Annotated in this window: 24 protein-coding genes; 15 read left to right on the top strand and 9 right to left on the bottom strand. The window is 63.4% G+C overall.

All coding sequences use genetic code 11. From position 1 onward, the window contains the following. Positions 1-12: 12 nt before the first annotated feature. A complete protein-coding gene (locus tag BLR24_RS06465; RefSeq protein ID WP_368086191.1) occupies positions 13-963 on the bottom strand; it encodes a PDR/VanB family oxidoreductase in 951 nt (316 codons plus the stop codon). Beyond that, positions 960-2,042, bottom strand: coding sequence for an aromatic ring-hydroxylating dioxygenase subunit alpha (locus BLR24_RS06460; RefSeq protein ID WP_093014335.1), 1,083 nt, complete (start codon positions 2,040-2,042; stop codon positions 960-962). Before BLR24_RS06460 ends, BLR24_RS06465 begins: the two co-directional genes overlap by 4 nt. A gap of 138 nt (positions 2,043-2,180) precedes the next feature. Here BLR24_RS06460 and BLR24_RS06455 point away from each other — a divergent pair, with 138 nt between their 5' ends. Further along, the gene (locus BLR24_RS06455) at positions 2,181-3,125 is read left to right on the top strand and encodes a LysR family transcriptional regulator (protein ID WP_093014332.1); all 945 of its coding nucleotides are present in this window, start codon (positions 2,181-2,183) and stop codon (positions 3,123-3,125) included. A gap of 38 nt (positions 3,126-3,163) precedes the next feature. Here the strand turns inward: BLR24_RS06455 and BLR24_RS06450 are convergent, their stop codons facing one another. From BLR24_RS06450 to BLR24_RS06440, 3 genes are all read right to left on the bottom strand, one after another. Next, entirely contained in the window at positions 3,164-3,955 is a 792-nt protein-coding gene (locus BLR24_RS06450; protein ID WP_093014329.1) for an alpha/beta fold hydrolase, read from the bottom strand. A gap of 107 nt (positions 3,956-4,062) precedes the next feature. Then, positions 4,063-4,530: a PaaI family thioesterase gene (locus BLR24_RS06445; protein WP_093014326.1), complete on the bottom strand. Its 468-nt coding sequence runs from the start codon at positions 4,528-4,530 to the stop codon at positions 4,063-4,065. A gap of 17 nt (positions 4,531-4,547) precedes the next feature. Continuing rightward, entirely contained in the window at positions 4,548-5,432 is an 885-nt protein-coding gene (locus BLR24_RS06440) for a beta-keto acid cleavage family enzyme (protein ID WP_093014322.1), read from the bottom strand. Positions 5,433-5,681: 249 nt separating this feature from the next. Here BLR24_RS06440 and BLR24_RS06435 point away from each other — a divergent pair, with 249 nt between their 5' ends. The 4 genes from BLR24_RS06435 (at position 5,682) to BLR24_RS06420 (ending at position 9,186) form a co-directional block, all read left to right on the top strand. Next, positions 5,682-6,659, top strand: a complete 978-nt coding sequence (locus BLR24_RS06435) for a fumarylacetoacetate hydrolase family protein (protein ID WP_254787188.1) — start codon at positions 5,682-5,684, stop codon at positions 6,657-6,659. Between the two features lie 7 nt (positions 6,660-6,666). Then, entirely contained in the window at positions 6,667-7,677 is a 1,011-nt protein-coding gene (locus tag BLR24_RS06430) for a fumarylacetoacetate hydrolase family protein (RefSeq protein ID WP_093014319.1), read from the top strand. Between the two features lie 67 nt (positions 7,678-7,744). Further along, positions 7,745-8,320 (top strand): cupin domain-containing protein, encoded by a 576-nt coding sequence (locus BLR24_RS06425; RefSeq protein ID WP_254787187.1) that lies wholly within the window; start codon positions 7,745-7,747, stop codon positions 8,318-8,320. 284 nt (positions 8,321-8,604) lie between these two features. Beyond that, a complete protein-coding gene (locus BLR24_RS06420) occupies positions 8,605-9,186 on the top strand; it encodes a TetR/AcrR family transcriptional regulator (protein ID WP_093014316.1) in 582 nt (193 codons plus the stop codon). Positions 9,187-9,209: 23 nt separating this feature from the next. On the opposite strand, the gene BLR24_RS06415 is transcribed toward BLR24_RS06420, so the two are convergent. Both BLR24_RS06415 and BLR24_RS06410 read right to left on the bottom strand, forming a co-directional pair. Further along, positions 9,210-10,019, bottom strand: a complete 810-nt coding sequence (locus BLR24_RS06415) for an ABC transporter substrate-binding protein (RefSeq protein WP_254787186.1) — start codon at positions 10,017-10,019, stop codon at positions 9,210-9,212. Between the two features lie 63 nt (positions 10,020-10,082). Then, on the bottom strand, positions 10,083-11,063 hold the full coding sequence (locus BLR24_RS06410; RefSeq protein WP_093014310.1) for a Bug family tripartite tricarboxylate transporter substrate binding protein: 981 nt from the start codon (positions 11,061-11,063) through the stop codon (positions 10,083-10,085). A gap of 276 nt (positions 11,064-11,339) precedes the next feature. On the opposite strand from BLR24_RS06410, the gene BLR24_RS06405 reads away from it, so the two are divergent. From BLR24_RS06405 to BLR24_RS06365, 9 genes are all read left to right on the top strand, one after another. Beyond that, on the top strand, positions 11,340-12,290 hold the full coding sequence (locus tag BLR24_RS06405; protein ID WP_093014307.1) for a VOC family protein: 951 nt from the start codon (positions 11,340-11,342) through the stop codon (positions 12,288-12,290). Positions 12,291-12,299: 9 nt separating this feature from the next. Continuing rightward, positions 12,300-12,647: a Rieske (2Fe-2S) protein gene (locus BLR24_RS06400; RefSeq protein ID WP_093014304.1), complete on the top strand. Its 348-nt coding sequence runs from the start codon at positions 12,300-12,302 to the stop codon at positions 12,645-12,647. A gap of 22 nt (positions 12,648-12,669) precedes the next feature. Then, a complete protein-coding gene (locus tag BLR24_RS06395) occupies positions 12,670-13,848 on the top strand; it encodes an MFS transporter (RefSeq protein ID WP_093014301.1) in 1,179 nt (392 codons plus the stop codon). Positions 13,849-13,867: 19 nt separating this feature from the next. Then, positions 13,868-14,980, top strand: coding sequence for an FAD-dependent monooxygenase (locus tag BLR24_RS06390; RefSeq protein WP_093014298.1), 1,113 nt, complete (start codon positions 13,868-13,870; stop codon positions 14,978-14,980). A gap of 38 nt (positions 14,981-15,018) precedes the next feature. Then, entirely contained in the window at positions 15,019-15,936 is a 918-nt protein-coding gene (locus tag BLR24_RS06385) for a LysR family transcriptional regulator (RefSeq protein ID WP_153283694.1), read from the top strand. Positions 15,937-16,072: 136 nt separating this feature from the next. Then, entirely contained in the window at positions 16,073-17,092 is a 1,020-nt protein-coding gene (locus BLR24_RS06380; RefSeq protein ID WP_093014291.1) for a dihydrodipicolinate synthase family protein, read from the top strand. A 43-nt stretch (positions 17,093-17,135) separates the two neighbouring features. Continuing rightward, positions 17,136-18,086, top strand: a complete 951-nt coding sequence (locus BLR24_RS06375; RefSeq protein WP_175543196.1) for a Bug family tripartite tricarboxylate transporter substrate binding protein — start codon at positions 17,136-17,138, stop codon at positions 18,084-18,086. Further along, entirely contained in the window at positions 18,083-19,126 is a 1,044-nt protein-coding gene (locus tag BLR24_RS06370; RefSeq protein WP_093014285.1) for an ornithine cyclodeaminase family protein, read from the top strand. The genes BLR24_RS06375 and BLR24_RS06370 overlap by 4 nt, the downstream gene beginning before the upstream one ends. Before the next feature lie 11 nt (positions 19,127-19,137). Continuing rightward, complete coding sequence (locus BLR24_RS06365; protein ID WP_093014282.1) at positions 19,138-20,613, top strand: NAD-dependent succinate-semialdehyde dehydrogenase; 1,476 nt, start codon at positions 19,138-19,140, stop codon at positions 20,611-20,613. Here BLR24_RS06365 and BLR24_RS06360 read toward each other — a convergent pair. Both BLR24_RS06360 and BLR24_RS06355 read right to left on the bottom strand, forming a co-directional pair. Continuing rightward, positions 20,610-23,018, bottom strand: a complete 2,409-nt coding sequence (locus BLR24_RS06360) for an efflux RND transporter permease subunit (protein ID WP_093014279.1) — start codon at positions 23,016-23,018, stop codon at positions 20,610-20,612. The two genes, BLR24_RS06365 and BLR24_RS06360, sit on opposite strands and share 4 nt — an antisense overlap. Positions 23,019-23,023: 5 nt before the next feature. Beyond that, positions 23,024-24,067, bottom strand: coding sequence for a WD40/YVTN/BNR-like repeat-containing protein (locus tag BLR24_RS06355; protein WP_093014787.1), 1,044 nt, complete (start codon positions 24,065-24,067; stop codon positions 23,024-23,026). A gap of 346 nt (positions 24,068-24,413) precedes the next feature. Between BLR24_RS06355 and BLR24_RS06350 the strand changes: the two genes are divergently transcribed. Then, positions 24,414-26,153 carry a DUF1302 domain-containing protein gene (locus BLR24_RS06350; protein ID WP_254787185.1) on the top strand — a complete coding sequence of 580 codons (1,740 nt, stop codon included), beginning with the start codon at positions 24,414-24,416 and terminating at the stop codon, positions 26,151-26,153. The last annotated feature ends 6 nt before the right edge of the window (positions 26,154-26,159 follow it).

Here is a 26,159-nt window from a genome sequence, read left to right as displayed (position 1 = left end):
GCTTGATTTTTCTCAGAGATCCAGCACCAGCTCGGCGTCGAGCGCGCGAGACACGCAAAGGATGATGGAGGTGTTGGCGCTGCGCTCTTCCTCACTCAGGACGAAGTCGCGATGGTCTGCCTTGCCCGCGAGCAGCGGGGTCTCACAGGTGCGGCACAAACCTTCACGACATGAGCACGGCAGCTCTATCCCGTTGTCCTCAAGCGTCTGGAGGATCGAGCGCCCAGCTGGCACCATCAATGTGGTGCCTTTACGGCTCAGCTTGATTCGAAACGCGCCATCCGCAGCGGCGTCGACCTTTGCGCCCTGAGCCGAGAATCGTTCGAAATGCACGGAGCCAGACAGACGGTCTGCGGCTGCGGTTTCGACTGCATCCATCAGGGGCCCAGGGCCACAACAGTAGAGGTGAGCAGCATTCGGCACGGAAGACAGGAGGTGAGCAAGACTGGGAGGTCCCCCTTGCTCTTCGTCGACGTGCAGGTGGACTTGGTCGTAGTGCTCGGCCAGCCTCCAAAGGTAGGCTGCCCGGGCGCGCGTGCGTACGGAGTAGAGGAGACGCCAGCTCTGACCATCGGCCTTGCAGGCTTCAATCATGCTCATGATCGGCGTGATGCCGATGCCCCCAGCGATGAACACATGCTCCTCGGCCTGAAGATCGAGACCGAACAAGGACCGCGGCGCACTGATCTCGAGCCGGTCGCCTTCGCGCAGCCGTTCATGCACATGTCGCGAGCCGCCGCGGGAATCATGCGCAAAGCCGACCCCGATGCAGTAGCGCTCCCGCTCGTGGGGCGCATTGGTGAGTGAGTATTGCCGGCACAGTCCTCCAGGCAAATGCACGTCCACATGTGAGCCCGCGGTGAAGGCGGGAAGCAGTCCGCCATCAGCGGAACGCAATTCAACGCCCACCACCGCCTCGGCCTCATGCGTGAGGCGTGACACAACGACGTCCAACATCATCATGTGCCCCGGCGGGGCGGAGCGATCGACTGCTCGGTCACGCCCGCCGCTGATGAGGCCTCGGCGGCCTCTTGCTCCAAGCGACGTTTGACGGCCCAGCGGAACTGGGACAGCGCAGCATCCATGGCAAAGGGCATCATCTTGAATGCCGGGTCCAGTGAGAGATTCTTCTGTTGGGCGGAGATGATGGCTCGGTCTTCTTCGAAGGCGGTGACCACATTCTGGTGAATCGACTTCGTCACTTCCGGTTTGTCGATCGAGAAGTTGTGCGGGTGCGAGAAGAAATAGTGGGTCGAGTTTTCCGTCTCGGGAGTGATCGCTTGGCAGCCGCGAAACTCCGCTGCGTCAACGCGGCGGCCTTCCGGTGCGCCGGTGCCGGCCGGCGCGTTTCCCGAGTCCATCAAAAGGATGGCGGGGATGGTGAAGTTGTAGATGTTCCAGCGGTCGACCTTTCCATTCCAGTCCTTCACCGCCTTCACAAATGGAGGCGGTTCAGTATTCAGCGCCCAACGCGTGATGCGGACGCCGTCTTCGAGCCGCTCGACCTTGGGAGGATGCTCGGCGTAGTCCACGCCCCCGCCCAGAGTGGTCGGATGTACGAAGGGCAGATGCGAGAAGTCCAGGAGGTTGTCGCAGATAAGGAGATAGTTGACGTCGTAGTGGATGTACCCATCGAGCCCTCGCCAATCAGGATGGTCCAGCCAAGGGGTTTCGGGAATCAGCGCGGGATCAGCCTTTGCGGGATCACCCATCCATATCCAGATCCAACGGTGTTGCTGCACCACAGGAAAGGTTCGAACCTTTGCCTGCGGGGGAACTCTGGGCTGGGCGGGCGCCTCGATGCATTGTCCGGACGCGTCGAATTTGAGGCCGTGATACATGCACCGCACGCAGTCGCCCTCGCGCTTTCCCATCGACAGCGGGGCGCCCCGATGGCAGCAACGATCTTCCAAGACGGTCAGCTTGCCGTCGGACGTGCGGTACATGAGGATGGGTACACCGATGATCGTCCGTGCGAACAGACCGTCCGTTTTGACTTCGTGATCCCAGGCCGCTACGTACCAGGTGTTCTTGATAAACATGCTTGTCTCCTAAGGTGCCCAACTTGCGCAGGCGAGCATTAACGATACGATTGGGATCGAAATGAGTCAACCTCATGGTGCTCATAAATAGAATGAGAGTTGCTCATTCAAATGGCTCCCGAATGCTCAGGAAGCGCTATGCCGACAAACGATGCACGCCTCAGGCAACTGGATCTCAATTTGCTGACGATCTTTGACGCGCTCCTGCGCGAGCAGAGCGTCACACGCGCGGCCGAGGGTCTGGGAGTCACGCAAAGTGCGATCAGCCATGCGTTGAACAGATTGCGCGACTTCTTCGATGATCAGTTGTTTGTCAAGGCGCCAGAGGGCATGGTCCCCACCCGCAAAGCGGAAGCATTGAGAGCTGCGGTTGTCGACGTTGTGGCCGCCGTCAGGCAGCGCATCCTGTCAGAGGCGGCGTTTGATCCGGCCACATCGCGAAGAGCTTTTACGCTTTGCATGACAGATATGGGTGAACTGGTCTTTCTGCCGCCGCTGCTCAAGCAGTTGCGAGCTCTTGCCCCCAACTGCCGTGTTCGAACGCTGCAGGTCCCCTCCGAGCAAATAGAAGGCTTGCTTGCCGCCGGGGAGGCGGATCTTGCGCTCGGATCTATCCGTACAGCGCCCGAAGGCCTGTATCGTCAACGGTTGTTCATGCACTCCCTGGTGACGATCGTGAGTGCCCGCAATCGAGATGTGGGGCAGCGATTGACACTCAGGCAATTCGAGAAGATGTCTCATGTTGTCGTATCGCTCGCCGGGCGCCATGGTGACGCCTACGACAGCGCGATCGAGGAGCAGGGCATCAAGAGGACCGTCTTTTTGGCGACCCCGCACTTTCTGACCGTGCCGTTGTTGCTGGAGCAAGAACCTGACCTGATCGCCACCGTGCCCTTGGAGTTGGCAAACGTTTTTCAACGGTATGGCACCGTGCGCGTTGTCCGGGCACCCGTGGAACTGGTGCCCTATGCTCTCAACCAGCACTGGCACCCTCGCTTCCATCACGATCCTGCGGTGATCTGGATTCGTGAACTGGTAAAGCGGACTTTCGAAGGCTATCCCGACCACGGCCGCGGTCGATGATTCTCCAAGGTTGCTCTGCGCGTCACTCGGTCATGGTTTCAGCGCCCGGGAGAACTGCAATATTCGCGGAGCAGCTCGACAAACGCGTTGGGCGCTTCCAAGGGGGGGAAGTGACCGCACGACAACACGACATGCTTCCCGTGCGGCAGTTTTTCTGCAATGCCGCTTCCTACCTCCGGCGGCACCAAGACGTCCAAGTCGCCCGATACAACCAGCGTGGGCGTGCTCAGCGAAGCCAAAAGAGGCCCCAGGTCGGTATCTCGAAGCACTGCGCATGCGCTCGCGTAACCTTGAGGGTCCATCGCCGCGAAGACGTTCCGAACCGTGTGAATTTCCGGATGTCCTCCGCTGCGAAACGGGCCGCTGACCATCCGCTCGATCATGGCTGACGCCAGCGGCTCCATGCCAAACTCCATGGCCGCCTTTGCGCGCGCGTCCCATCCACCGGGGGGAGGCGAGAGCCGCGACGCGGTGCTGCAGATCACCAATGCGGTGACTCGTTCCGGCGCCAGACTCGCCGCTTGCACCGCGGCCATGCCACCGATGGAGACGCCGCAGGTGGCAAACCGCGGGAGTCCCAGCTTGCTGGCAACGTGCAGGATGTCCTCGGCAAGCAGGGCCAATGTGTATTCGCCGGAAGTTGCCTCGCTGCCGCCGTGTCCGCGCAAATCGAACCGGAGCACTTGAAAGTGCTTGAGAAGCCCGGGAACGACTTGGTCCCAGAGGCTGAGGTCTGAACCGACGGGATGCACCAGGAGCAGGCTTGGCTTGGACGGGTCGCCTTCCAATCGGTAGTGGAGGCGCGCGCCGTTTGCGTTGACTTGTGGCATCGAGGTCGTGGATGAGTTGCAACGGTGAGAGGTTCAAGGCTGGGCATTCATCTCGGCGGCCCCAGCGATCGTTACTCCGCAATGATGATTCTTCGGTCCGCATCGCATCACGCCCGAACGGGCATTACCACGAGCGATGAGGTCCCGCTCGCGATCAGGCGAGAGCGATCTGCATCAAAGAGCTTCGCGTGCGCAAAGGCAATCTGCCGTCCGACCCTGTCCACGCCCGCCACCGCGACGAAATGGCCCTGGTGGCCGGCGCTCTGCATGTTGATGGTCAGGCTAACGGTGGCGCAGGTGTAGCCGGGCTGGAGCCGCGACAGCACTCCCATCGCCATCGAGAGGTCCAGCATGTTTGCCAGCGTGCCGCCACCCACCACGCCGTTGCCCTGCGTAGCACTGTGCGGCGCGGTGAACCTGATCACGAGTTCGCTTTCATCGCTCTCGACCAGCAGGGCAGACAAGCCGGCCAGTGCGGGATTGACCTCCAGGGGAATGTTTCGCCCTCCAGAGGCTACCGCCTCTGCGATGTAGGAACGGGTTGGATTGTCTGCCGCTGGCTGGGTTTCCGACATCTCGCTTCACTCCCGGCTCAGCCCAAAAGGGTCGAGCGCGCATAGTCGGGCGTGGCGACTTGAAATCCGAGGTCCTCGACGATTCTTGCGGCCTTGGTGACGAGCTCCGCGTTGTCGCGCGCGAGCATGCCGGGCGCGACGTACAGGTTGTCCTCGAGGCCGACGCGTACGTGCCCGCCGAGGATGGCAGCCACCGCTACCGTCGGAAACTGCTCCGGGCCGACACCAAAGGCGCTCCAATGCGCTCCCGGGGGAAGCAGGCGCTGCATCTCGGCCAGGACTGTCGGCGTGGCGGGTGCGCCCCAGGGGACTGACATGCAAAGCTGGAAGTACGCGCTTTTTGGAATAGCACCAGTCGCAATCAGATGGCTCGCCAGGCGCGCATGGCCGAAGTCGAAGACTTCCAATTCCATGGTGACGCCGCACGCCTGAATTTGCGCAGCCATTTCGCGCAGATGATTGGCTGGATTGACGAAGACCGCGTCGCCAAAGCTCATGGTGGCGACGTCGAGGCTGCAGATGTCCGGCCTGAGTTTGACGACGTGCGCGACCCGTTCGCTTGGCGTCATGAGTTCCGCGTTGGGAATTGGTGCCACTCGAAACGGAGCATCGGTAGGCACCGTCAGCATCGTGCCCGGACCGGTCGTGAGGTTGATCAGCACGTCGCACCGGGAGGCGCGGATGCGCTGCACGACTTCCTCGTAGTAGGCGAATTTGGTGGAAGACTTGCCCGTCTCCGGGTCTCTCACGTGGATGTGGACGATAGACGCACCAGCTTTCGCGGCATTGATGGCCTGGTCCGCTATTTCCTGAGGCGACGCGGGAACGGCGGGGTTTTTCGCCCGGGTGTCTGCGGCGCCGGTCAAGGCACAAGAAATGATGACGGGGGAACGCTTGCTCATGTATGACTGCCAAGGGTTGAGGTGAAGGAGTGGCTGGAGCGGCACCGTGGTTGCGCGCTCCCGAACTTGTACGAGACGAGCCGTATCGAAATGACTATATGATCCATGTGCGGTCAAGTCAACTGGAGGTGAGTCCAAAATCCCAGAAGTCTTCCTAGGGTAAACACTGAAATACCACGTAGAAAACGAGACGTACAGTATCGTAATTGTCCAACTACAGGAGTCGCAGTGAAGCTCGGAAGATTTGTGATGCAAGGGGTCGATGGCCCCGTTCAACGCATTTGCCTGGTGCAGCCGGAGCAATCTCGTGTCATCGACCTGCGCGCCGCGGAAGTCCTGAGGCAGCAGTCGCGCGGGGCAAGCCGCGACGCCGCACTGCGCTACGCCTCGGCCGTGTTCCCTGAGAGCATGTCGGCAGCCATTGCTCTTGGCGAGGAGTTCCTTGAGACGGCTCACGAAGCCGCCACCCGGTTTGGGAACGATGCCTCGAAGTCGATCGAAGGCTTGCAATGGGCCGCGGCTTGTGACCCGTCCGTGGTGCGCGACGGCCTCACGTTCGTGAAGCACATCCGCCAGTTTCATGAGCGAATGAAGCTCACGCCTGCGCCTGCGTTGCTGCAAGTGCCCGGCTATTTCAAGGGCTCGCCCTGGACGGTGATCGGGCACGAGGCCGAGGTGCCTTGGCCGGCGCGCGCTGAGAAGATGGACTACGAGTTGGAGATTGGGTGGGTCATGGGACGCACCGCCCACAACATCACCCCCGATACAGCACGCTCGCACCTGTTCGGCGTAACGATCTTCAATGACTTCTCGGCTCGCGATCTGCAGGCCAACGAGTTTGCGATTGGCATGGGTCCAACGAAGAGCAAGGACTTTGCTTATGGCATCGGCCCCTGGATCACTACGATCGATGAATTCCCTGACCTCAACCGCATCGGTATGTCCGTTCGAGTGAACGGCGAGACATGGGGCGAAGGCGACAGTTCGGAGATGCTCTGGAGCGTCGAAGAGCTGATCGCCTACGTATCCCTGGGCGACTATGTGCAGCCTGGCGACGTGATCGGTTCCGGCACGATGGGCAACGGTTCTGCGCTTGAACTCGGTCGCAGCCTCAGTCCTGGCGACGTGGTGGAACTGGAGGTCTCGGGTGTGGGCGTGCTGCGCAACCGCATGGGACCGCGGGAGCAAGACACCTGGTGGCCGACCCCGCGCAAGCCTTTCATGTGAGCAGCCAATGAAGACTTTCTCCCTGGGAACCTTCTCTCACGAAGGAGGCGATCGATTTGCCGGCATGTGCATCGGCGATCGTGTCTTGCCCCTGCATGCCCTGTACACCGTGGCGCTGGAATACGGGGCCGAATGGTCCGCGAATGCATCTGTGCTCGACCTGCTGCAGGACTGGGATCGCAACCTGATGGTGCTGCGCGCGCTGCGGGAGCGCATCCCTGCGCAGCACACTTGTGAGGTGCCCATGTCGAACCTGCGGGTGCATCCTCCCGTCGATCTGCCTCGGCAGGTGCTTTGCACCGGAGCCAATTACCGCAAGCATGTGGTCGATCTGACGCTGGACATGGGTGTAGGGCCACCGGGGCTCGAAGGGCCGGCACTGCGCAAGTGGGCCGAAGACATGATGGATGAACGGAAAGCGAACGGCGAGCCCTACGTCTTTCCGAAACTGCCGTCGGCCATCACGGGAGCGTTCGACTCCGTCGTGCTTCCTGCAACCACCCTCAAGCCCGACTGGGAACTGGAGCTCGCCGTCATCATGGGCCGCCCCGCTCGCAACGTGACCCGCGAGCGCGCGCTCGACTACATAGCGGGCTACGCGATCGTGAACGACGTGTCTGCGCGCGACCTGATCGCACGCACGGATTACAAGATGTTGGGAACCGACTGGCTCAGGTCCAAGTCTGCGCCGAGTTTCATGCCCTTCGGCCCCGTACTCGTGCCCGCCTGCTTCGTGCCCGATGCGCAGGATCTGCGCATCACGCTGAAGCTGAACGGGCAGACCATGCAGGACGAGTCCACGGCTGACATGCTGTTCGACGTGGCCCGGCAGATCGAATACATCACCGCGCATGTGCAACTCTGGCCCGGCGACCTCGTCGCGACCGGGTCGCCTGCCGGGAACGGCACCCACTACAACCGATTCCTCCGCGAGGGTGACCTGATGGAGTCGTCCATCGAAGGGCTTGGCAGCCAGCGCAATGCGTGTGTCGGACCCTTGACACCGCAGCCGGCCTGATCGCGCAGCTCGCGCACTTCGCGCAACCGAACAACTCGAAATACCGATACTGAAAAGGGAACTGGGCGTGAATACTGAAGCAACGATCGAGCAACTGCGCGACAAAGTCTCCGCGCACGTACGGCCGGTCCGCCGCATCGTCACCGGCGAGAACGAGAAAGGCAAATCCGTCTTCGTATCGGATGGGCCGGCGCCGAACCACACCACGGATCCGAACACCCCCCTTGCCCACGTGCTGTGGGTGACGGGCGAAGCCTCCGCACCAGGGCCCGATCCGGCTCCCGCTGGACAAGCCTTCGGCTTTCACTCCAAGGGGGGGTCCCTCCTTCGCGTCGTTGACTTCCCGCCCGATGAGGCCTACGAGCCGGCGAAATTGGCGCGGTTCCTGGATGAGCACGGGGTTCGGGACAAAGGCGACGCCCGTCACTTCTGGTTCCACAAGACGCAGTCGCTGGACTATGCCATCGTGTTGGAGGGCGAGATCCATGCCCTCATGGACGAGGGGGAAACGCTGATGCGTGCCGGCGACATCCTGATCCAGAGAGCGACCAACCACAGTTGGGCGAACCGATCAGGCAAGCCCTGCCGAATGGCTTTCGTCCTGCTCGACCTGGATGTCGATGCGGAAGTTGGCTCGAAATGAAAACCTGGCCTCTGTGCTCGGCGGTCGCTGCGCTGTTCCTGGCAGCAGCGTGAGTCACCGCGGCGCGCTCGGCCGCGACCTGATGGTTTTCTAGGACGGGCCGGGGGCCAGATAATGATGCCTACGAAATAGCCATCGGGAATTCCTTGCCTACCAAAACATCTTCCCAAGGGACCGCAGCCAAGGCTCGCGGCCGCTCACCCGCAGTCAAGCTGGCCGCCGCGCCAGGTCCCGTCGCGCCGCGAACACGCTCGCCCGGGCGTGCTCGCAGTGATTCGTCGCGCATGGCCATTCTGGAAGCTACGCTGAAGCTTCTGGAAGCGACGCCTGTGCAGCAGATCTCGATCGAATCGATCGCACGCGAGGCAGGGGTTGGCAAAGCGACCATCTACAGGTGGTGGAACTCGAAAGCTGCGGTGGTCATAGAGGCATTTCTGCACACCCACCTGAGTCACACCACCATGCCGAAGGTCGAGAGCCCGCGCGAGGCCCTCACGCGCCATGTGCATCTGCTGGTCGAGGAGTACAGCGGCTGGTCCGGGCGCATCGTTTCGCAGATCATGGCCGAGGGGCAGAGCGACCCAGATGTACTGCGTGAGTTCCGTGAACGTTTCTGGTACGGGCGGCGAGCGGTTGTCCGCGAGGTTCTTGAAGATGCGCGTCGCCTGGGTGAAATACGCGATGACCTGGACACGGAGTTGCAGATGGACATCCTGTATGCGCCAATCTATTTCCGGCTCCTCATGAGGCACTTGCCATTGGACAAGAAATTCGCAGACCAGCACTGCGCTGCCATCATGCAAATGCTGACGCCCGTCGGCAAGGTTGCTGGCGCAACACAAGCCAAGAAGCGCAAGCTCGCCTGAGGCGGGGGGCGGGGGCGTGCGCGTCAGCGCCCAAGCAGAGAGCTCTCCACCAGCCCCTCGTAGCTCGTATTGGCTCCCGGCAGACCAACGCGGCGTCGCTGCTCGATGAGCAGCTCGATGCCGGCCCGATCTGGAACCAGAGAGGCAGGTGTGGCACCAAGCATGGCGTCCACCGCTGGCGCGGGGAAACCTGCCGACGTCAGTGCCTGTCGTGCGGCCTCAGGTGCGATTCCCATGCTTTGGCGAGCATTCTCGAGGTTGCGAAGCCAGGCCGAAAGAGCAGGGCGCATCCGTTCCAAAGCCGCCGAGCTCACGACAAGGCCCTGTCCCGGAAATGCCGGGTAACGTTCCTGCACCGTCGCGAGCCGGGTAAGACCCGCTGCAATGGCCATTCCGTCAAACGGTGGGCCCAGCAGCGTGGCGTGGCCTTGCCCAGAGATGATGGCTTCGTATCTTTCCTTTACGCCGCCCACGGGGGCCAACACATACGCTTCAGGGCCAACTTCAGCATCGGCGAGCATCGCGCGCAGAGCCACAATGAATCCATTGCGAGGCGCATCGACCAGGATCGTGGCGCCACGCAGATCCTCCAAGGACGTGCGATCTCGCTGTCCGACAACGGTCAAGGGCGTCGTGCGCTCAAGCTGCGCCACAACGCGAAAGTCCTGCGGCCCATCGCGCAGATTCCAGTCCATGACGTTGTCAATGGCCGTGACCACGGCGTCCGATTCACCGGACGCCAGTGCAGCGAACTGTTCATCGGATGACGTGTTGCGCCGGGAGAGGACAGTCACTTCGTTGGCCATCGTCAATCCCTGGGCGACGATGGCCACCGGCGGAGGAACGAACCAAAGAACTCGCAGTGTTGGTGACATAGGGTTTTGTTCGATTCGGTCTCAGGTCAACTCGAGCTTGATTCCGGAACGCTTTACTACCGGAATCCACTTCGCTCGTTCAGAGCGGATGAAGGTGGAGAAGTCGGCAGGCGCGCTCCCCACGGGTTCTCCACCGTAGTCGCGGTACCTGCTTATGACCTCCGGCTTGCGGGCCAAAGCAGCGCACGCAGTAGCGAGCTTGTCCAATATCGGTTTCGGCGTGCCCGCGGGTGCAAGAAGGCCGAACCAAGTCGATGCGTCGTATTCCCCCATGCCCAACTCCTCGAAAGTCGGCACGTTCGGAAGCAGCGGATGCCGCCCCTTGCCGGTCACGGCTAAGGCCTTCAGCCTACCTGCCTGGATATTGCTCATCGAGGCAGCAAGAGCGTCAAACATCACTTGCGTCTCGCCTCCCAGAAGCGCCGTGTACGGACTGGTCGTGTTGTACGGCACAAACTGGTAGCGGGTTCCCGTGATCGCTCCAAACCACTCGCCCAGCAAATGCTGGAAAGTGCCGATACCGAGGGTTCCAGCAGAAATGGCTCCTGGCTTGGCTTTGGCCAACGCCACAAGCTCGGACGCCGTGGAGGCGGGCAGGTTCGGGTGGGCAACGATCACGCTGCGCAAGGTGGTGAGCTGACTGATGGCTTCGAAATCGTCGGGCTTGTACGGAAGCTTCGTGTACAGCTCCGACATGTAGCAAAGCGAACTCGGTATGCCGACAAGCAGGGTGTAGCCATCCGGAGGTGACTTCGCGACCAGCGAAGTGCCTATGGTCGTTGCTCCACCCGGTCGGTTATCGACCAACACAGACTGCCCGAGCAAAGATGTCAGCCCTGCGGCCCAGAAGCGCGAATCCGCGTCGAGTCCCGACCCGGGTGGGTTCGCGACCACGATGCGCACGGGCTTGTTGGGATAGTCCTGCGCTGCCGACGGGCCTGCAAAGGGTGTCATCAGCATCGCGGCGCCAGTGCCCAGCGCCTGCCGTCTCGAGATCGTCATGGGTTGTCTCCGCAGTTGCGACGCAGTGAGTGATTTGCGCCAGGTATTTGCGGTGATTATTGCAATACGCTGCGTATTGCAAATATGGGGAAACCACCTAGGCGCGCTTTGGCGGCTTAGACCGTATTCGCCGCGAATGCAGTAGGCATCTCACAAGACCGATTCGACGTTTCGTCGCGAGGGTTTGCCCTAAATTGTTATCGAGACGAGTCGTCTAGTATTGAATCCGACGCGGTCAACCTCTGACCGGGCTTGCAACATTCGAAAGGAGCAAGGATGAACATCCTCGGACCTGACTCTCTGGTCTTTGGCGTCGATGACGTCGCAGCCTGCATTCAGTACTTCACAGACTACGGCCTGACGCCAGTCGACGTCAGTGATTCCGGTGGCCGCTTTGAGGCTGTCGACGGCACCTCCATCGTCATCGCACGTCGGGACGACGCGTCCTTGCCTGCACCCATGGAGACTGGAACGATGCTGCGCAAGACGATCTATGGCGTCGCGGATCGCCAGTCGCTGGACGCCATAGCCGATGAGCTTGGTCGCGACCGCGAAGTGAAACGCTTGGCTGATGGTTCCATCGAAGCCAGCGACGACATGGGCTTCGTGCTCGGGTTCCAGGTCTCGGTTCGGCGCAAGATCGACTTGCCTGGCGAAGCGGTGAATTCGCCCGGCAGCAAGCCGGCACGCAGCCCGAACGTCCTGGGCGTAAGCCCGAATGCAGAGCACCGGCCTCTGACTCTCTCGCACGTCGTGTACTTCGTACCCGATCAAGCCAAGGCCGCCAAGTTCTACGTGGACCGGCTCGGCTTCCGATGCACCGATCGATTCATCGATGCCGGCAGTTTCCTGCAACCGGCAGGAACGTTGGACCACCACACGCTCTTTCTGATCCAGACGCCGGCCTTCATGAAGGGCGTCGAGCATTTCACATTCCATCTCTCGGGTCCCACCGCGGTGCTTCAACGCGGCACCGCGTTTGCAGCCAAGGGCTACCAGAGCTATTGGGGTCCCGGCCGGCACAAGTTCGGCTCCAACTGGTTCTGGTACTTCAACAGCCCGGTGGGCTGCCACGTGGAATACGACGCGGACATGGACCTGCACGACGACAGCTGGATCGCACGCGAAGCACCCATGCAGGTCGATGAATCGCAGATCTTCCTCTTTCAGCACCGCGAGAAGTGGGCCCCGGGCGGCCCACCGCCGCCGGGAGGCGAGGCGCATTGAAGGACGGGCGTGCGCGCGTACCTGTGCAGGCTCGACGAGCTCCCTGACCAGGCGGCTCGTGGCTTCGCTCCCGAAGGCACCTCGCGAAAAGCGATGTTCGTAGTCCGGCACGGCGGCCGCGTGAGGGGATGGCTCGACGCCTGCCCGCACGTCGACGGCGCACCGCTGGCCTGGCGCAAGGATGCCTACCTGAGCGCCGACGGGAATTCGATCGTTTGCTATGGGCATGGCGCGGTGTTCGACATCGACACCGGGGTCTGCACCAGGGGGCCATGCGTGGGGCAGGCGCTCACGCCTGTGGCGCTGGAATGCGATGAGGGGGCGTTGTGGATCACATCACCGCACGCCGCCAAGTGACAAATTTTCCGAGGGCTTCCAAATGAATTCGACAACTGGTTTGCGGGCGCGTGCTGCCCTCATGGCCGCGCACTGCGCGGGGATGATCGACATCGTTGCGCTGCCCGTGTGGGTCGGAACGCTCATCGCGCGGTTCGGGTTCGACCCGCAGCAGGCGGGTGCGCTGGCCACCCTGTTCCTGGCGGGCGCGGTTGCGGCGAGCTTGAGCCTGGCACCGCGCTTCAATCGCTTGCGTGGCCGCCGCTGGATCGTTCCCGCAGGCTATGCCGTCTCGGCCGCCGCGTTCCTGGCCTGCATGCGCACCAGCCAGTTCGAAACCCTCGCGGTTCTGCATCTGCTGGCGGGCATTGCAACGGGCGTCGGGTTGAGCATCACGCATGGCACCGTCGCACTCACGAGCAATCCGCATCGGCTGTTCGGCTTCATGCAGGTCGCGGTGGGCGTGCTTGGCATTGCCTACATGGCAGCCGCTCCGCAGATCATTGCGCAGGTCGGAGGCGCAGGGCTCTTCGCCATCTTCGGCGCCATCATGCTCGCGGCGAGCGCCGTCACGGCTTTTGCATTCCCGAACGTGCGACTCGCCCAGGCGGAGGCCGCTGTGCCCGGCGTGCGGCCGGCGCGGCTGCCGAAGGCGGCGTGGTGCGCCATGGCAGGCATCAGCCTGATGAACGTCACGCAGGCCATGGTGTTTTCGTTCATGGAGCGGATGGGTGCCGACCGCGGGTTCACACCGTCCGATCTGCATGTCGTGCTGATCGCGGTGGGCGTCGTCAACCTGGTGCCGGGCGCGGTCGCCGCGTTCCTGCAGCACCGGATCGAGGCCCGCCACGTCGTGCTTGCCGGCGCGGCGGCACAGGCCATCCTGGCGGTGGTCCTGGTTTCAAGCACAGCATTCCCCGCCTATGCGGCGAGCGGTGCCTTCTTCGTCTCCGCGGTGATCTTCACGCACATCTTCACCTTCGGCGCACTGGCGAAGCTGGACCCCTCGGGGCGAGCCGTGGCCGCGACGCCCGCCATGCTGATGATCGGTTCCGCCATCGGCCCCATCCTGGGCGGCACCCTGGTGAAGTTCTTCGGCTACGGGGCCATCGGCTGGGCGGCCGTGGCCATCGATGCCGTGGCCTTCTGCTTCTATCTGCAACTGCGAAACCACTCTGCGCAATCCGATGCGCAGGTGGCAAGGATTCACCCACAAACATGACTGAACAGGAGACAAATCCATGAACAAGACCAAGCGCGTGCTCGTGGTCGGAAGCGGTATCGGCGGCGCCACCGCGGCCTATGCGTTGGCCAAGGCCGGCCTGGAGACCCATTGCATCGACATCCAACCGGCGAGGTCGACGCTCGGCTCGGGGATCTGTCTGCTTCACAACACCATGCGAGCCCTTTCGGAGATCGGCCTGGACGAGCCTTGTCTCGAGAGCGGCCTGCGCTTCGAGGTGTTCAAGCAATACGATGCGGCCGGGCAATTGCACATGTCCAACCCGACACCGCCCGGCATCGGCATCCGCCGTCCCGAACTTGCGCGAATCCTCGAGACTTCAGCCGGCGAAGCGGGCGCGAAGGTGGAGCGCGGCCTCACCGCCAAGAGCGTGACCGACCGTGGAGACCACGTGGAAGTCGAGTTTTCCGATGGGCGCGAGGCTGCCTACGATCTCGTGGTTGCAGCGGACGGCGCCTACTCGAAACTGCGCGCGCAATTCTTCGGTGCCGAGCATCGCGTGTGTTTTGCTGGCCAGAGCGCCTGGCGCTTCAATGCACCGCGGCCGCCCGAGGTCGATGGCTTCTGTCTCTATCGCTCGCCCGATGGCAAGCGCACCGTCGGCGCGCTGCCGACGTCGAAGGAGATGTGCTACCTGTTCTTCCTGGAGAACAGTGCCCAGCACCTGCATTGGCCGGACGACCAGCTGGATGTTCTCGTCCGCGAGCGGCTGGCCGGCTTCTCCGCCCCGGTGATCCAGGATGCGCTGGCGCTGGTCACGAGCCCGCAGCAGGTGCTGGTTCGCCCTTTCGACGTCACGCTCGTGCCGGCCCCGTGGCATCGTGGCCGGGTCGTGCTGCTCGGAGATTCGGCGCACTCGCCGACCCCGCAGATGACGTCCGGCGGCGGCATGGCGATTGAGGACGCCGTGGTGCTCGCCCAATGCCTGAAGGGCGAGACCAACATCCCAGAGGCCCTGGCGGCCTATACGAACCGCCGGTTCGAGCGCGTCTCCACGGTGTGGAATGCCTCGTTGCAGCTGTGCAAGTACGAGCAGGAAGCGGTGCCGAATCCGCAAAGATCGGCCGCGCTCATGCTGCAGACCTACCAGTACCTCGGCCAGCCCATGTGAGTGTCCCCCGCGGTCGCGAAGGGCGGAAAATCATGGGCATGAAGTCCATCGTCGACGCGGCCTGGCACCACTTCGTGAAGGTGGCGGAGCTGGGCTCGGTGTCGCGCGCAGCCGTGGCGGCGGATGTTCCGCAATCGGTGGTGAGCCGGTGCATTGCCCAACTCGAGCGCGACGCGGGGTCCCCCTTGTTTCGCCGGACGGGGCGCGGCGTGGTCCTGACCGAACTTGGCGAGCAGCTGTACCCGCGGATTCAGCGCCTGATCGCCGAGTCGGAGAGCTTTGCCGACGAAGTCCGCGCGAGCAGGGGGGTGCCGGTGGGCGACGTGCGCCTGGGTCTGTTGCCCTCGACGGTGCCGTCGCTCGCGGGCCCGCTCTACCAGCGCGTCCTCCAGCAGTTTCCCCAGGTGCGGTTGCACCTGACGGAGGGCTCCAGTTCGCAGCTGCAGGAGATGCTGGACCAGGGGCGACTGGACCTGTCCTTGCTGCTGCGTGACGGTGGCGAGGCGAGCGCGGACGAGCCGGTCCTGATGGAGGGCGCTCTATGCCTCGTGGCCGCCAGCAGCGACCCGCTCGCAAGTCGTCAGGAGATCCGCTTCGAAGAAGTCACCCGGCTGCCGCTGGTGCTGCCGACCGAACCTCATCCGCTGCGCGAGCGGCTGGTTGTACTCGCGCGCAAGATGGGTCTGAGCTTGCGCGTCGTCGCCGAGGCGAACTCGATCCGCCTGCAGCACGAGATCGCGGCGTCCGCTGCCGGCTTTGCGATCACCGCCCCGTCAATCGCTGCGCACGACAAAGGCCGGCTCGCCGCTCTGAAAATCGTGGAGCCTGTGCTGTCGCGCGCGATCGTGCTCGCGGTCGCCCGCCACCGGCCACACACGCTGGCGACGCGAGAGATCCATGCGCTCCTTCTGTCGATGGCACCCGCGATCCTTTCGCAAGAAGGCTCCGCCGCCTGAGCTTTCGCCGGAGTGGATAGCTGCTATCGCGTGCGCACTCTCGCTCGTTGCGCACGGCGAACCTAAAGTGCCTCTCATCGTTGCTGTGCCTCGATGAGGACAGCTTTCAATCCACCACAAACGAATCGAGACAAACATGCTTCCCTACAAGCGCGCAGACGCCCGGGCCTGGGCCCGTGACAACCTGGTCGGCTGCTCTTCCGTGACCATCCCGAGCTATTCCGCCGATCTCAAGCGACTGAACGAGCGCGGCATCCGCTATGACGTCGCGCTGGCCAAGGAGCTCGGGTTCAAGCACACGCTGCTGTGCGCCGAAGTCGCTATCTCGCCGGAGGAGAACGCGCAGTTCACTGCCTGGGCAGCGGAGACCGCGGGTCCGGACTTCGGCCTGTTCTTTCATGCCGCCTTCAACACGCTGGCGGAGAACATCCAGGCCGTGAAGCTGGCGGAGGCGGCCGGCGCCACCATGGTGCTGCTGTCCTATCCCGCGCAGTTCTGGCCGACGACGGAGCAGGAAGTCTTCGACTACACCAAGGAACTGTGTGACGCGACCAAGCTGGGCGTGATGCTGTTTCCGTTGCCGGCTTGGGGCTTCGAGCGCATCCATCCGGCAGGCATGTCGGTCGCGCTGGTGCGGCGGCTGCTCGAGGCCTGCCCGAACATCGTGGCGATCAAGTCGGAACAGGGCTTTCCGCTGCCGGCCGGCATCTGCGAGATGTACCACCACTTTCGCGACGAGGTCGTCATCAGCTGCCCGATCGAGGGCGACGCCATCCCGCTCATGAGCCTGATGAAGATGCAGTTCTCCGGCACCAGCAACACGCAGTGGATGGGCGACTACTATCCGCGCGCCTTCGAGCTGGCCCGCACCGGAAAGTGGGAGGAGGCGATGGAGCTGTACTGGAAGGTCAACCCGGCACGCGGCGCCAACGGGGCGGCCACCCAGGCCTACATCGGCGGCACATCGGTGTTGAACCGGACCATGTGGAAGTACCAGGACTGGCTTGCCGGCTTCAATGGCGGGCCGCTGCGGGCTCCGGCCATGCGCATCCCCGATCGGTTCCTGAAGATGCTTCGTCAGGGGCTGGTGGCTTCGGGACTGCCGGTGACCTCCGATCCGGACAGCGCCTTCATGGTCGGGCGGCATCCTTGCTGACGCGGTTGCTGGATAGCCAATGCTAGAAAAACGAGACAAGACCATGACATTCCTGAGACGCCGCACATTCATCGGCGGGGCAGGCGGCCTGCTGCTTTCATCGGTGCGCGCCGCGGAGGCTGTCCGTGTGATCGTGCCTTATGCCGCGGGCGGTTTCACCGACATCGGCGCGCGAGTCATCTGCGAGCAGCTCGGCCAAGCGCTGGGACAGCCCGTGATCATCGAGAACCGGCCAGGCGGCGGCACGCGGATCGGAACTTCCGCCGTGTTCGGCGCCAAGCCGGACGGCAACACGCTGCTGCTCACCAACATCGCCTACAGCATCCTCCCGCTGGTCGATCCTTCGGTGAAGTACGACGCGCCAACGGCCGCCGCACCGGTGGGCATCGCTTCGGTCTATCCCATCGCGGTGGTCGTCAATGCGCAGCTGCCCGTCAAGACGCTGCAGGAATTCGTCGACCACGCACGCAAGAACCCGGGCAAGCTGACCTACGGCAGCGCCGGCCCGGGCAGCGGGGCGCACCTGGGAGGCGAGCTGTTCAAGTCATTGACCGGCACCGATCTGGTCCACGTGCCGTTCCGGTCCACCTCGAACGCGCTCACCGAGGTGGCCGCGGGCCGGGTCGATCTCACCTTCGACGGCACGGCGCTCGAACTCGCGAAGACCGGCAAGGTCAGGATCCTCGCGGTGTCGGGCACCGACCGCGATCCGCGCATGCCGGACGTTCCCACCGTCGCGGAAGCCGGGCTCAAGGGCATGGAGACGAACTCCTGGCTCGGCATCTTCGCGCCGCCGGGCACGCCCGCGGCAGTGGTCGAGCGGCTGAACCAGGCGCTGAACACCGTCCTGCAGAAAGAAGCGCTGAAGGCCCGCTTCCGCGAACTCGGCATGGTCCCGCGTTCCGGCCCTCCAAGCCTGCTGATCGATCAGGTGCGCCACGACACCGATCTGTACAGGCGCGTCATCCACGAAGCCAAACTGAAATTCGAATGAGCTCCACCAACCCCAAACTTCCCGAGAGCGCCGCGGCCGAAGCGCCCGTGTTCGTCTCCTCCGAAACCGCGGCTGCCGTTTTCCAGTGGCTGCCGGCGGTGCGTGCCTTGCAGGACACCTATGCACGGCCGATGGGACCGAACGCGGTGCCTCGGCGCACCATTGCCGCGGGCGCCGCGGAGCGTGCTTCGCTGCGGACCATGACCGCGGTGCCGCCGGGCTCGCGCTACTACGGCGCCAAGCTGATGGGCATGGCCTTCGGTGCGGCGGGCCGGCAGCTCGAGTACGCCGCCGTCCTGTTCGATGCCACCACAGGCTCGCTGGCCGCGATCGTGGACGGCAACCTCGTCACCGCCTACCGCACGGCCGCCACGTCGGCCGCCGCCCTGGATCGGCTGGCGCCGGAGCGCCCTGCAAGCCTCGCCGTCCTCGGCAGCGGCTTGGAAGCGCGCATGCACACGCTCGCCATCGCCGCGGTGCGCGAGCTGCACGAGATCAGGGTCTACAGCCCGACGAAGGCTAAGCGCGAGGCCTTCGCCGAGGCACTGGGCGCTGAGCTTGGGGTTCGTGCGCACGCCGTCGAATCGCCCGCAGAAGCCGTGGGCGGCGCCGACATCGTGCTGGCGGCGGCCCGTTCTTATGGCGAGGAACCCATCCTGCACGGCGAGTGGCTCGCGCCTCATGCAACGGTGGTTTCCATCGGATCGACGCTGCCCGACCAGCGCGAAGTCGACAGCAGCGTGGTGGCCCGCGCCGGCCTCATCGTCTGCGACAACGTGGAGGAAGTGCTCGAGGAGTCCGGGGACATGCTGGCGGCCCGGCGGGACGGTGTCGAGCCTGACGCCAAGTGCATCAGCCTCAATGACCTGATGTCCGGCAAGGCAAGCGGCGCCCGACGCGAAGGCGAGGTGGCCATGTACAAGTCGGTCGGATCCGGCCTTCAGGACGTGGTGGTCGCCGGGATGATCCTCGATCTTGCGCGCGCCGCCGGCCTGGCGACGCCGCTACCGATCCGATTCGAAACCAAGCGCATCGGCTGATGCAAAGAATCATGAAGAACCTGCTCAAAGACCCCGAACTGTTCCGCGCCGCCGCCTTCGTGGGCGGCGAGTGGATCGATGCCACGCCGCACGGCAAGTACACCTTGCGCAACCCGGCCACCGATGAACCGCTTGTCGAGCTCCCCCGTTTCCGGCAGGACGAGACGGCGCAGGCCATCGAGGTGGCGCACCGCGCCTTTCTCGACTGGCGCAAGACCACGGCCAAGCACCGCTCCGAGGTGCTGCGCCGCTGGTACGAGCTCATGGTCCTGCACGGCGACGATCTGGCGACCTTGATCACCCTGGAGGAGGGCAAGCCGCTGGCCGAAGCCAAGACCGAGGTGCAGTACGCGGCATCGTTCCTCCAGTGGTTTTCCGAGGAAGCCAAGCGGGTGCGCGGCGACCTGATTCCCGCGCCCAAGGACACCCAGCGCATCGTGGTGCTGAAGGAGCCGATCGGCGTCTGCGCGGCGATCACGCCCTGGAATTTTCCCGCGGCCATGATCACGCGCAAGGCCGGTCCCGCGCTGGCCGCGGGCTGCAGCATGGTCGTCAAGCCCGCGAGCCAGACGCCGCTCACCGCACTGGCATTGGCGGAACTGGGCCGGCGCGCCGGCGTGCCCGCGGGTGTGTTCAATGTGGTGACCGGCAACGACACGCGCGACATCGGCAGCCAGCTCACGTCGCACCCGCTCGTGCGCAAGATCACCTTCACCGGCTCGACCGAAGTAGGGCGCGTGTTGCTCGCGCAAGCCGCGGGCACCATCAAGAAATGCTCGATGGAACTGGGAGGCAACGCACCCTTCATCGTCTTCGACGATGCGGATCTGGATGCGGCCGCGGACGGCGTGGTGGCGGCCAAGTTCCGCAACACCGGCCAGGCCTGCATCAGCGCCAACAGGGTGCTCGTCCAGGCGGGCGTGTACGACGCATTTGCCGCGAAGCTGGTCGAGCGCGTTCGCAAGCTGCGCGTCGGCAATGGCCTTGAGTCAGACGTGCAGCTCGGCCCGTTGATCGATGACGGGGCCGTTCGGAAGGTCGAAGAGCACATCGCGGATGCCGTCGCGCACGGTGCGACCGTGCTGCATGGCGGGCACCGCCATCCGCTGGGAGGCCGCTTCTTCGAACCCACCGTGGTTGCGGGTGCCACCTCGCAGATGGCGCTGGCGCGCGAAGAGACCTTCGGCCCTCTCGCGCCGCTCTTTCGCTTCGAGAAGGACGAGGAGGCGTACGCGATCGCCAACGCGACCGAGTTCGGGCTTGCCGCCTATCTCTACAGCCGCGACGCCGCGCGCATCTGGCGGGCTTCGGCGGCCATCGAGTCCGGGATGATCGGCATCAACTGCGGGTTGATCTCGAACGAAGTGGCCCCGTTCGGCGGCGTGAAGCAGAGCGGGCTGGGGCGCGAAGGCTCGCACCACGGCATCGAGGAGTTCCTGGAGATCAAGTACCTGTGCTGGGATGGCCTTGCGCCAGCGTTCAGCTAAACACTCAGGGTTTCGGTTGGGCGCAGGGCTGCGGCGGTCGATGGGCCCTTGGCGCCCATCGGCAGCAGGAAGTACGCGAGGGCCGGCAGCAGCACCAGCGCGCCGAGCATGTTCCAGAGGAACATGAACGCGAGGAGCACACCCATGTCGGCCTGAAACTTGATCGGGCTCGCAATCCAGGTAATGACGCCCACCGCAAGCGTGAACCCGGTGAGCATCACCACCTTGCCGGTGAAAAGCAGAGACTGGTGATAGGCCTCCGACAAGGACTTGCCATCTCGCAGTTGCGCGAGCGTCACGGACAGGATGTACAGCGCGTAGTCGACCCCGATGCCGACCCCCAGGGCGATGACGGGCAGGGTCGCCACCTTGATTCCCATGCCCAAGGCAACCATCAAGGCTTCCGCCAGGAAGGAGGTGAGCACCAGTGGTAGCACGGCAACCACCACTGCACGCCAGGACCGGAACGTGACGAAGCACAGGACCACGACAGCGCCATAGACGAGGAAGAGCATCTGCCGCCATGCGTCCTTGACGACGATGTTGGTGGTGGCTTCAATGCCAGCATTTCCTGCAGCCAACAGGAAGCGCACGTCAGTGGTGTCGTTCTCACGGGCGAAATTCTCCACGTGCTCCCGCACGCGGGTCAGCGTGTCGGCGCGGTGATCCCTGAGAAACACATACATCGTCAACAGGTTGCACGCCTCGTTGTAGAGACCCCTTGGGGCGCCGGCCGTCACTGTGTTCAGCATGTCCTGATTCGGAAGAAACTCGAACCATTTCGGATTTCCCTCGTTCAAGCCGGTGAGCACGCGTCGATTCAGCAGTGCGAGCGTGTTGGTGCTCTCGACACCTTCCAGTTGGCGCAGCTCCCACTCCAGCGCGTCGACCTTGTTGAGTGTTTCGTACACGGAACACTGGCCGTCCGGTACCTTCACCATGATGGCGAGCACATCACTGGACGCGCCGTAGGCGGCATTCATGAAGGCGACGTCGCGGTTGTAACGGCTGTGGGAGCGCAGCTCCGGGGCCCCTGGATCCAAATCGCCGATCTTCAGGTGCGTGCTCGCAAACATCCCTGCGACCGCCATGATCAGGCCCGTGATCACCGCCACACTGGCGTATCGCTTGCGCGTGAACAGATCGAGCACGGCCCAGACGGGGTGTTTCGTCCGGCCGGGTTGCTGCGATCTGAGGCTGCGTTCGGCCGCCTTGGCGCTGACACCGGTGTAGCTTAGAAGCACCGGCAGCAGGATCAGGTTGGTGAAGATCAAGGCGCCGACTCCCAGACTGGCCGCGATGGCCAGTTCACGGATGGACTGGATGTCGATGACCAAGAGCACGGCGAACCCGACGACGTCGGCGAGCAGCGCCGTCAAGCCCGCGAGAAAGAGGCGCCGAAACGTGAGTCGGGCCGCAACCAGCTTGTGCATGCCGCGGCCGACGTCCTGCATGATGCCGTTCATCTTTTGCGCGCCGTGGCTCATGCCGATTGCGAAGACGAGAAACGGCACGAGTATCGAATACGGGTCGAGCGCGAATCCGAGCGTCGGGAGGAGCCCAAGCTCCCACACCACGGCGGTGAGGGATGCGACCAGTACGAGCGCAGTCGATCGAAGGCATCGCGTGTACCAGAAGACCATGCCTGCCGCGATCACGACGGCGAAGCCGAAGAACATCACCACGGAGCGCACGCCTTCGATCAGATCGCCGACGATCTTGGCGAAGCCGACGATATGTATGGTCAGGCCTTGCCCCTCGTATTTGTTGCGAAGTTCCTCGAGGCGGGTGGCCAGCTGGGTGTAGTCGAGAGGTCGTCCCTCGGGGTCTTTCGCCAGCAAGGGAACGTAGATCACGCTGGAACGGGCGTCCAATGCCACGAGCTGCCCAATTTCTCCGGATCGAGCGATATTGGATTGCAGATTCGCGAGGCTTGTGGCCGAGCCGTCGTATCCGTCGGGGATCACCGGCCCACCTTCGAGACCGTCTTCCGTGACACCAACCCAGCGGGTCGTGGGCGTCCACAGTGACTTCATCTGGTTGCGTGCCACACCGGGGATGAGGAATACCTCGTCGCTGAGCCGGCGCAGCGCATCAAGATACGCGGATTCGTAGATCGTGCCGCCGGGGTTCGCTACCGCGATCCGAACGGCATTGCCGAGGCCGCTCAGGTCCGTCTGGTGCTTCAGATAATTCTGAACGTATGGATGATGGACAGGAATCGTTTTCTCGAAACTCGCGTTGAGCTGCAGCCGCGTTGCTTGCCAGCCGAGCACGAGGGTGATCAGTGCGCACAGACACATGATGACCCGCCGATGATTGAAGATCGCGCGCTCGAGAAACGAGCCGGAAGCCGGATCTAGTTGCGCCGCGGAATCGGCTCCGCTGCCGTTGGAAGGATGCATGATGATCAGGAGGTGGTCTTGCCAGCAAGGGGCGGGAAGAGATGCGCGCCCTCGACGCTGAGGGCGAGAAGTGCTTCTCCGGGAAGAGGCAGCACCCCGGTGAGAGGCGGAAGCGGCGGAAGCTTCATCACCTCCAGTGAGGCGCCCGTGTCGGAGATCAACTGCCCTGCCTGGCTCGCAAGCACGAAGCTGCCGTCGGGGCGCAGGCCGGAGGCAACGATGGCCGCCGCCGAAGGGGATGGAAGCTGCTGCCAGGTGCTGCCGGCGTCAGGGGAGCGCCAAACATTTCCGCGCATGCCTGCCGTGACCATGCCCTCTCCGGAAGGCAATTCAAGGGTGAAAAAACTGCCTTGGTAGGGCAGGCTCAGCTTGCGGAAGCTGCGGCCACCATCGTCGGAGCGCAAGACGAGGCCCTGTTCGCCAGCGATTGCGACGACCTGGCCGCGGCGTCGCACTGCGTAAAGATGCAAGCCCTTCGGATTGTCCAGCAGGCTTGAGCGCACCGACCACGTGTGACCCCCATCTGAGGTGGTGAGTGCGAGGCCGTAGGCGCCCACGACGAACACTTCGGAGGGGCTGGAGACGACGAGGTCCAGCAATGGCTTGTCAGGGCCGTCCGCCATCATCCGATCGGCAGCCTGGCGCTGGGCTGCATCTCCCCCGCGCATGGCAGCTTCCTGCATCTTCAGGGCGATCGCGCGTCCGTCCAGGAGGCGTGTCCAGGTCAGACCGCCGTCCGTGGTACCGAGGACGGTGCCACCGTGACCCGTCGCATAGCCCCGCCGATCATCCGCGAACGCGACGGCAGTGAGCGACACGCTGACCGGCACCTGGGCTTGCCCCCACGTGCGACAGCCGTCGTCCGAAATCACTGCAATGCCTCGCTCGCCGACCGCCACAAAGCGGTCTCCTGCGCGCGCGACGCCCAGCAACACCGCGCGAGAGGGCGCCCGCACCGTCAAGGCGCGTCGATCCAGAGCGGGACTCACCGGGGCGGCCCAGGCACCGCCGCACGTTGACAGCGACACAACGAATGTGCGCCGCTTCATGCCGCGATCTCTTGCACGCGCGAGCGCCTTCCCGTCCGGGAATAGCCGCAGGGCAGTTGCGGCACAGGACATTGTCTGGAACTCACTTGAACGTCTCCATTGCTTTTTTTGGGGGGCGGCTCGGAGCCACTCCACGAGATTGTCGTTAAGAAACGAGACGAATCGTCGCGTAGCTGATATTAGGTTCTGATGTTTGCAGCGTCAATCGGGAATGCACTCGACAACTAGTTCGTCGCTCTTGGGGTAAACACCACATCGCGTTTGATGATTCGATACGTACAGTTTTGTAATTAGCTCGGCCTACATCGGCCGCGCTGAACGAGGCCCAGCTGCGGTGCGCCGGAACGTGGCTTCCGGTACCGACGCGATCAAGCACTTCCAGTACACCAACGAGGAGATCCAAGTGAAAAGAAATCGTCTGCCGTCGTCCGCAAAACTGCGGCGGCTTGCGCTGGGGGCGACCGCATGCGTAGCCGGAGCCAACGCCTTCGCCGTCGAGTTCGATACGGGGAACCCCGATCTCAGTGTTCGATGGGACAACACGGTCAAGTACAGCGCCGCCGCCCGTCTGCAACGGCAAGATGCAGCCTTGCTCAGCCGTCCGAACAACGATGACGGAGACCGCAACTTCAACAAGGGCCTGGTCTCGAATCGTCTCGACCTGCTTTCCGAGTTCGACGCTGTGTACGCGAAACGCTTCGGCCTGCGCTTCAGCGCAGCTGGCTGGTACGACGACGTCTACAACCGGGCGAACGACAACCCCGGGTTCTCCGGCGGGGCGTTTCCCAATCAGGCTTCGGTACCGTTCAACGCATTCACGAACACGACGCGGCGGTTGCATGGCCGCAAGCTTGAGGCGCTGGACGGATTCTTGTTCGGCGGCTTCGACATCGGTTCCGTTCGGACCACGGTGAGGTTCGGACAGCACAGTCTGGTCTGGGGTGAAAGCCTGTTCTTCGGAAACAACGCCATCGCGGGCGGCATGAACCCGGTCGACGTGACCAAGCTCGTATCCGTCCCGAATACGCAGTTCAAGGAGGCGATTCGTCCGGTGCCGCAGGTATCGGCTCAGTTCCAGATCACTCCGTCCTTCTCGGTCGGTGCGTATTACCAGTTCAAGTGGCGCCCCAATCGTCTGCCGGCAGCCGGGAGCTACTTTTCGGGAGTGGATACCAATCCTGAAGGTGCGGAGCGACTTCTGCTCGCGGGGCCGGGCAGTCCCTTCGCGGCAAATGCCCCGCGCCTGGACGACCAGCGCGCACGCAACAGTGGCCAGGGCGGTATCCAGCTACGGCTGCGCTCCGACGAGACGGACTATGGCCTGTATCTGATCCGCTTCCATGAAAAGACCTTCCAGCAGGTCATCTCCGTTGGAATGGCGCCCAGCGCCTTCGGCGGCGTCATCCCGGGTCCGCTCAGCTACCGGCTGGTGTATCCCCAGGGGATCACGGCACTTGGCGCGAGCGCTTCACGCACCTTCGGAGATGTCAATCTGGCCGTCGAAGGATCGATCCGCCACAACCAGGATCTCGCCAGCAGCAGCGGTGCCGTAGACAAGTCTTTCTTTGGCGGGCCGGCGAGCAATAACAGCGACAACCCGGCCTATGCGGTCGGAAAGACGGCACACCTCAATTTCAATGTGCTGTGGACTGTCCCGCGCACGTCGCTCTTCAACGAGGCGACGTTCCTGGGCGAGATTGCCTGGAACCGTGTTCTGTCGGTCAGCAAGAACCCCGGCGCGGTAGATGCCAACTCCACCCGCGACGCCGTCGCGCTGCGCATGCAATTCGAGCCGTTGTATCGGCAGGTCGTCTCCGGACTGGATATTGGCGTTCCCATCGGCATCGGCTATAGCCCCAAGGGCTCTCGCTCACGCGCGCTGGGTGTCGCCATGCCTCCGGAGAACGGTGGCGACCTCACTGTAGGTCTGAACGGCACATATCTCGGGGTGTGGAAGTTCAGCCTGGCCTACACGCGGTTCTTCGGGCCCAAGGGGACGTTGTTGGACGCGGAGAACAATTTCTCCTATCGCCAGTTCCTGCGCGGTCGTGATTTCGCCGCTCTCTCGATGAGTCGCACCTTCTAACATCTT

It is taken from the genome of Variovorax sp. OV700 (genome assembly GCF_900099805.1).
Lineage (GTDB): Bacteria > Pseudomonadota > Gammaproteobacteria > Burkholderiales > Burkholderiaceae_C > Variovorax.
Note: the sequence above shows the minus strand (reverse complement) of the source record. Positions and strands in the feature narration are given on the sequence as shown.

What these genes read in the sequence shown, in the direction of transcription:
- BLR24_RS06465 (WP_368086191.1), bottom strand. Translation starts at nt 963, where the DNA reads ATGATGATGTTGGACGTCGTTGTGTCACGCCTCACGCATGAGGCCGAG.
- BLR24_RS06460 (WP_093014335.1), bottom strand. Translation starts at nt 2,042, where the DNA reads ATGTTTATCAAGAACACCTGGTACGTAGCGGCCTGGGATCACGAAGTC.
- BLR24_RS06455 (WP_093014332.1), top strand. Translation starts at nt 2,181, where the DNA reads ATGCCGACAAACGATGCACGCCTCAGGCAACTGGATCTCAATTTGCTG.
- BLR24_RS06450 (WP_093014329.1), bottom strand. Translation starts at nt 3,955, where the DNA reads ATGCCACAAGTCAACGCAAACGGCGCGCGCCTCCACTACCGATTGGAA.
- BLR24_RS06445 (WP_093014326.1), bottom strand. Translation starts at nt 4,530, where the DNA reads ATGTCGGAAACCCAGCCAGCGGCAGACAATCCAACCCGTTCCTACATC.
- BLR24_RS06440 (WP_093014322.1), bottom strand. Translation starts at nt 5,432, where the DNA reads ATGAGCAAGCGTTCCCCCGTCATCATTTCTTGTGCCTTGACCGGCGCC.
- BLR24_RS06435 (WP_254787188.1), top strand. Translation starts at nt 5,682, where the DNA reads ATGCAAGGGGTCGATGGCCCCGTTCAACGCATTTGCCTGGTGCAGCCG.
- BLR24_RS06430 (WP_093014319.1), top strand. Translation starts at nt 6,667, where the DNA reads ATGAAGACTTTCTCCCTGGGAACCTTCTCTCACGAAGGAGGCGATCGA.
- BLR24_RS06420 (WP_093014316.1), top strand. Translation starts at nt 8,605, where the DNA reads ATGGCCATTCTGGAAGCTACGCTGAAGCTTCTGGAAGCGACGCCTGTG.
- BLR24_RS06410 (WP_093014310.1), bottom strand. Translation starts at nt 11,063, where the DNA reads ATGACGATCTCGAGACGGCAGGCGCTGGGCACTGGCGCCGCGATGCTG.
- BLR24_RS06405 (WP_093014307.1), top strand. Translation starts at nt 11,340, where the DNA reads ATGAACATCCTCGGACCTGACTCTCTGGTCTTTGGCGTCGATGACGTC.
- BLR24_RS06395 (WP_093014301.1), top strand. Translation starts at nt 12,670, where the DNA reads ATGAATTCGACAACTGGTTTGCGGGCGCGTGCTGCCCTCATGGCCGCG.
- BLR24_RS06390 (WP_093014298.1), top strand. Translation starts at nt 13,868, where the DNA reads ATGAACAAGACCAAGCGCGTGCTCGTGGTCGGAAGCGGTATCGGCGGC.
- BLR24_RS06385 (WP_153283694.1), top strand. Translation starts at nt 15,019, where the DNA reads ATGAAGTCCATCGTCGACGCGGCCTGGCACCACTTCGTGAAGGTGGCG.
- BLR24_RS06380 (WP_093014291.1), top strand. Translation starts at nt 16,073, where the DNA reads ATGCTTCCCTACAAGCGCGCAGACGCCCGGGCCTGGGCCCGTGACAAC.
- BLR24_RS06375 (WP_175543196.1), top strand. Translation starts at nt 17,136, where the DNA reads ATGACATTCCTGAGACGCCGCACATTCATCGGCGGGGCAGGCGGCCTG.
- BLR24_RS06370 (WP_093014285.1), top strand. Translation starts at nt 18,083, where the DNA reads ATGAGCTCCACCAACCCCAAACTTCCCGAGAGCGCCGCGGCCGAAGCG.
- BLR24_RS06365 (WP_093014282.1), top strand. Translation starts at nt 19,138, where the DNA reads ATGAAGAACCTGCTCAAAGACCCCGAACTGTTCCGCGCCGCCGCCTTC.
- BLR24_RS06360 (WP_093014279.1), bottom strand. Translation starts at nt 23,018, where the DNA reads ATGCATCCTTCCAACGGCAGCGGAGCCGATTCCGCGGCGCAACTAGAT.
- BLR24_RS06355 (WP_093014787.1), bottom strand. Translation starts at nt 24,067, where the DNA reads ATGAAGCGGCGCACATTCGTTGTGTCGCTGTCAACGTGCGGCGGTGCC.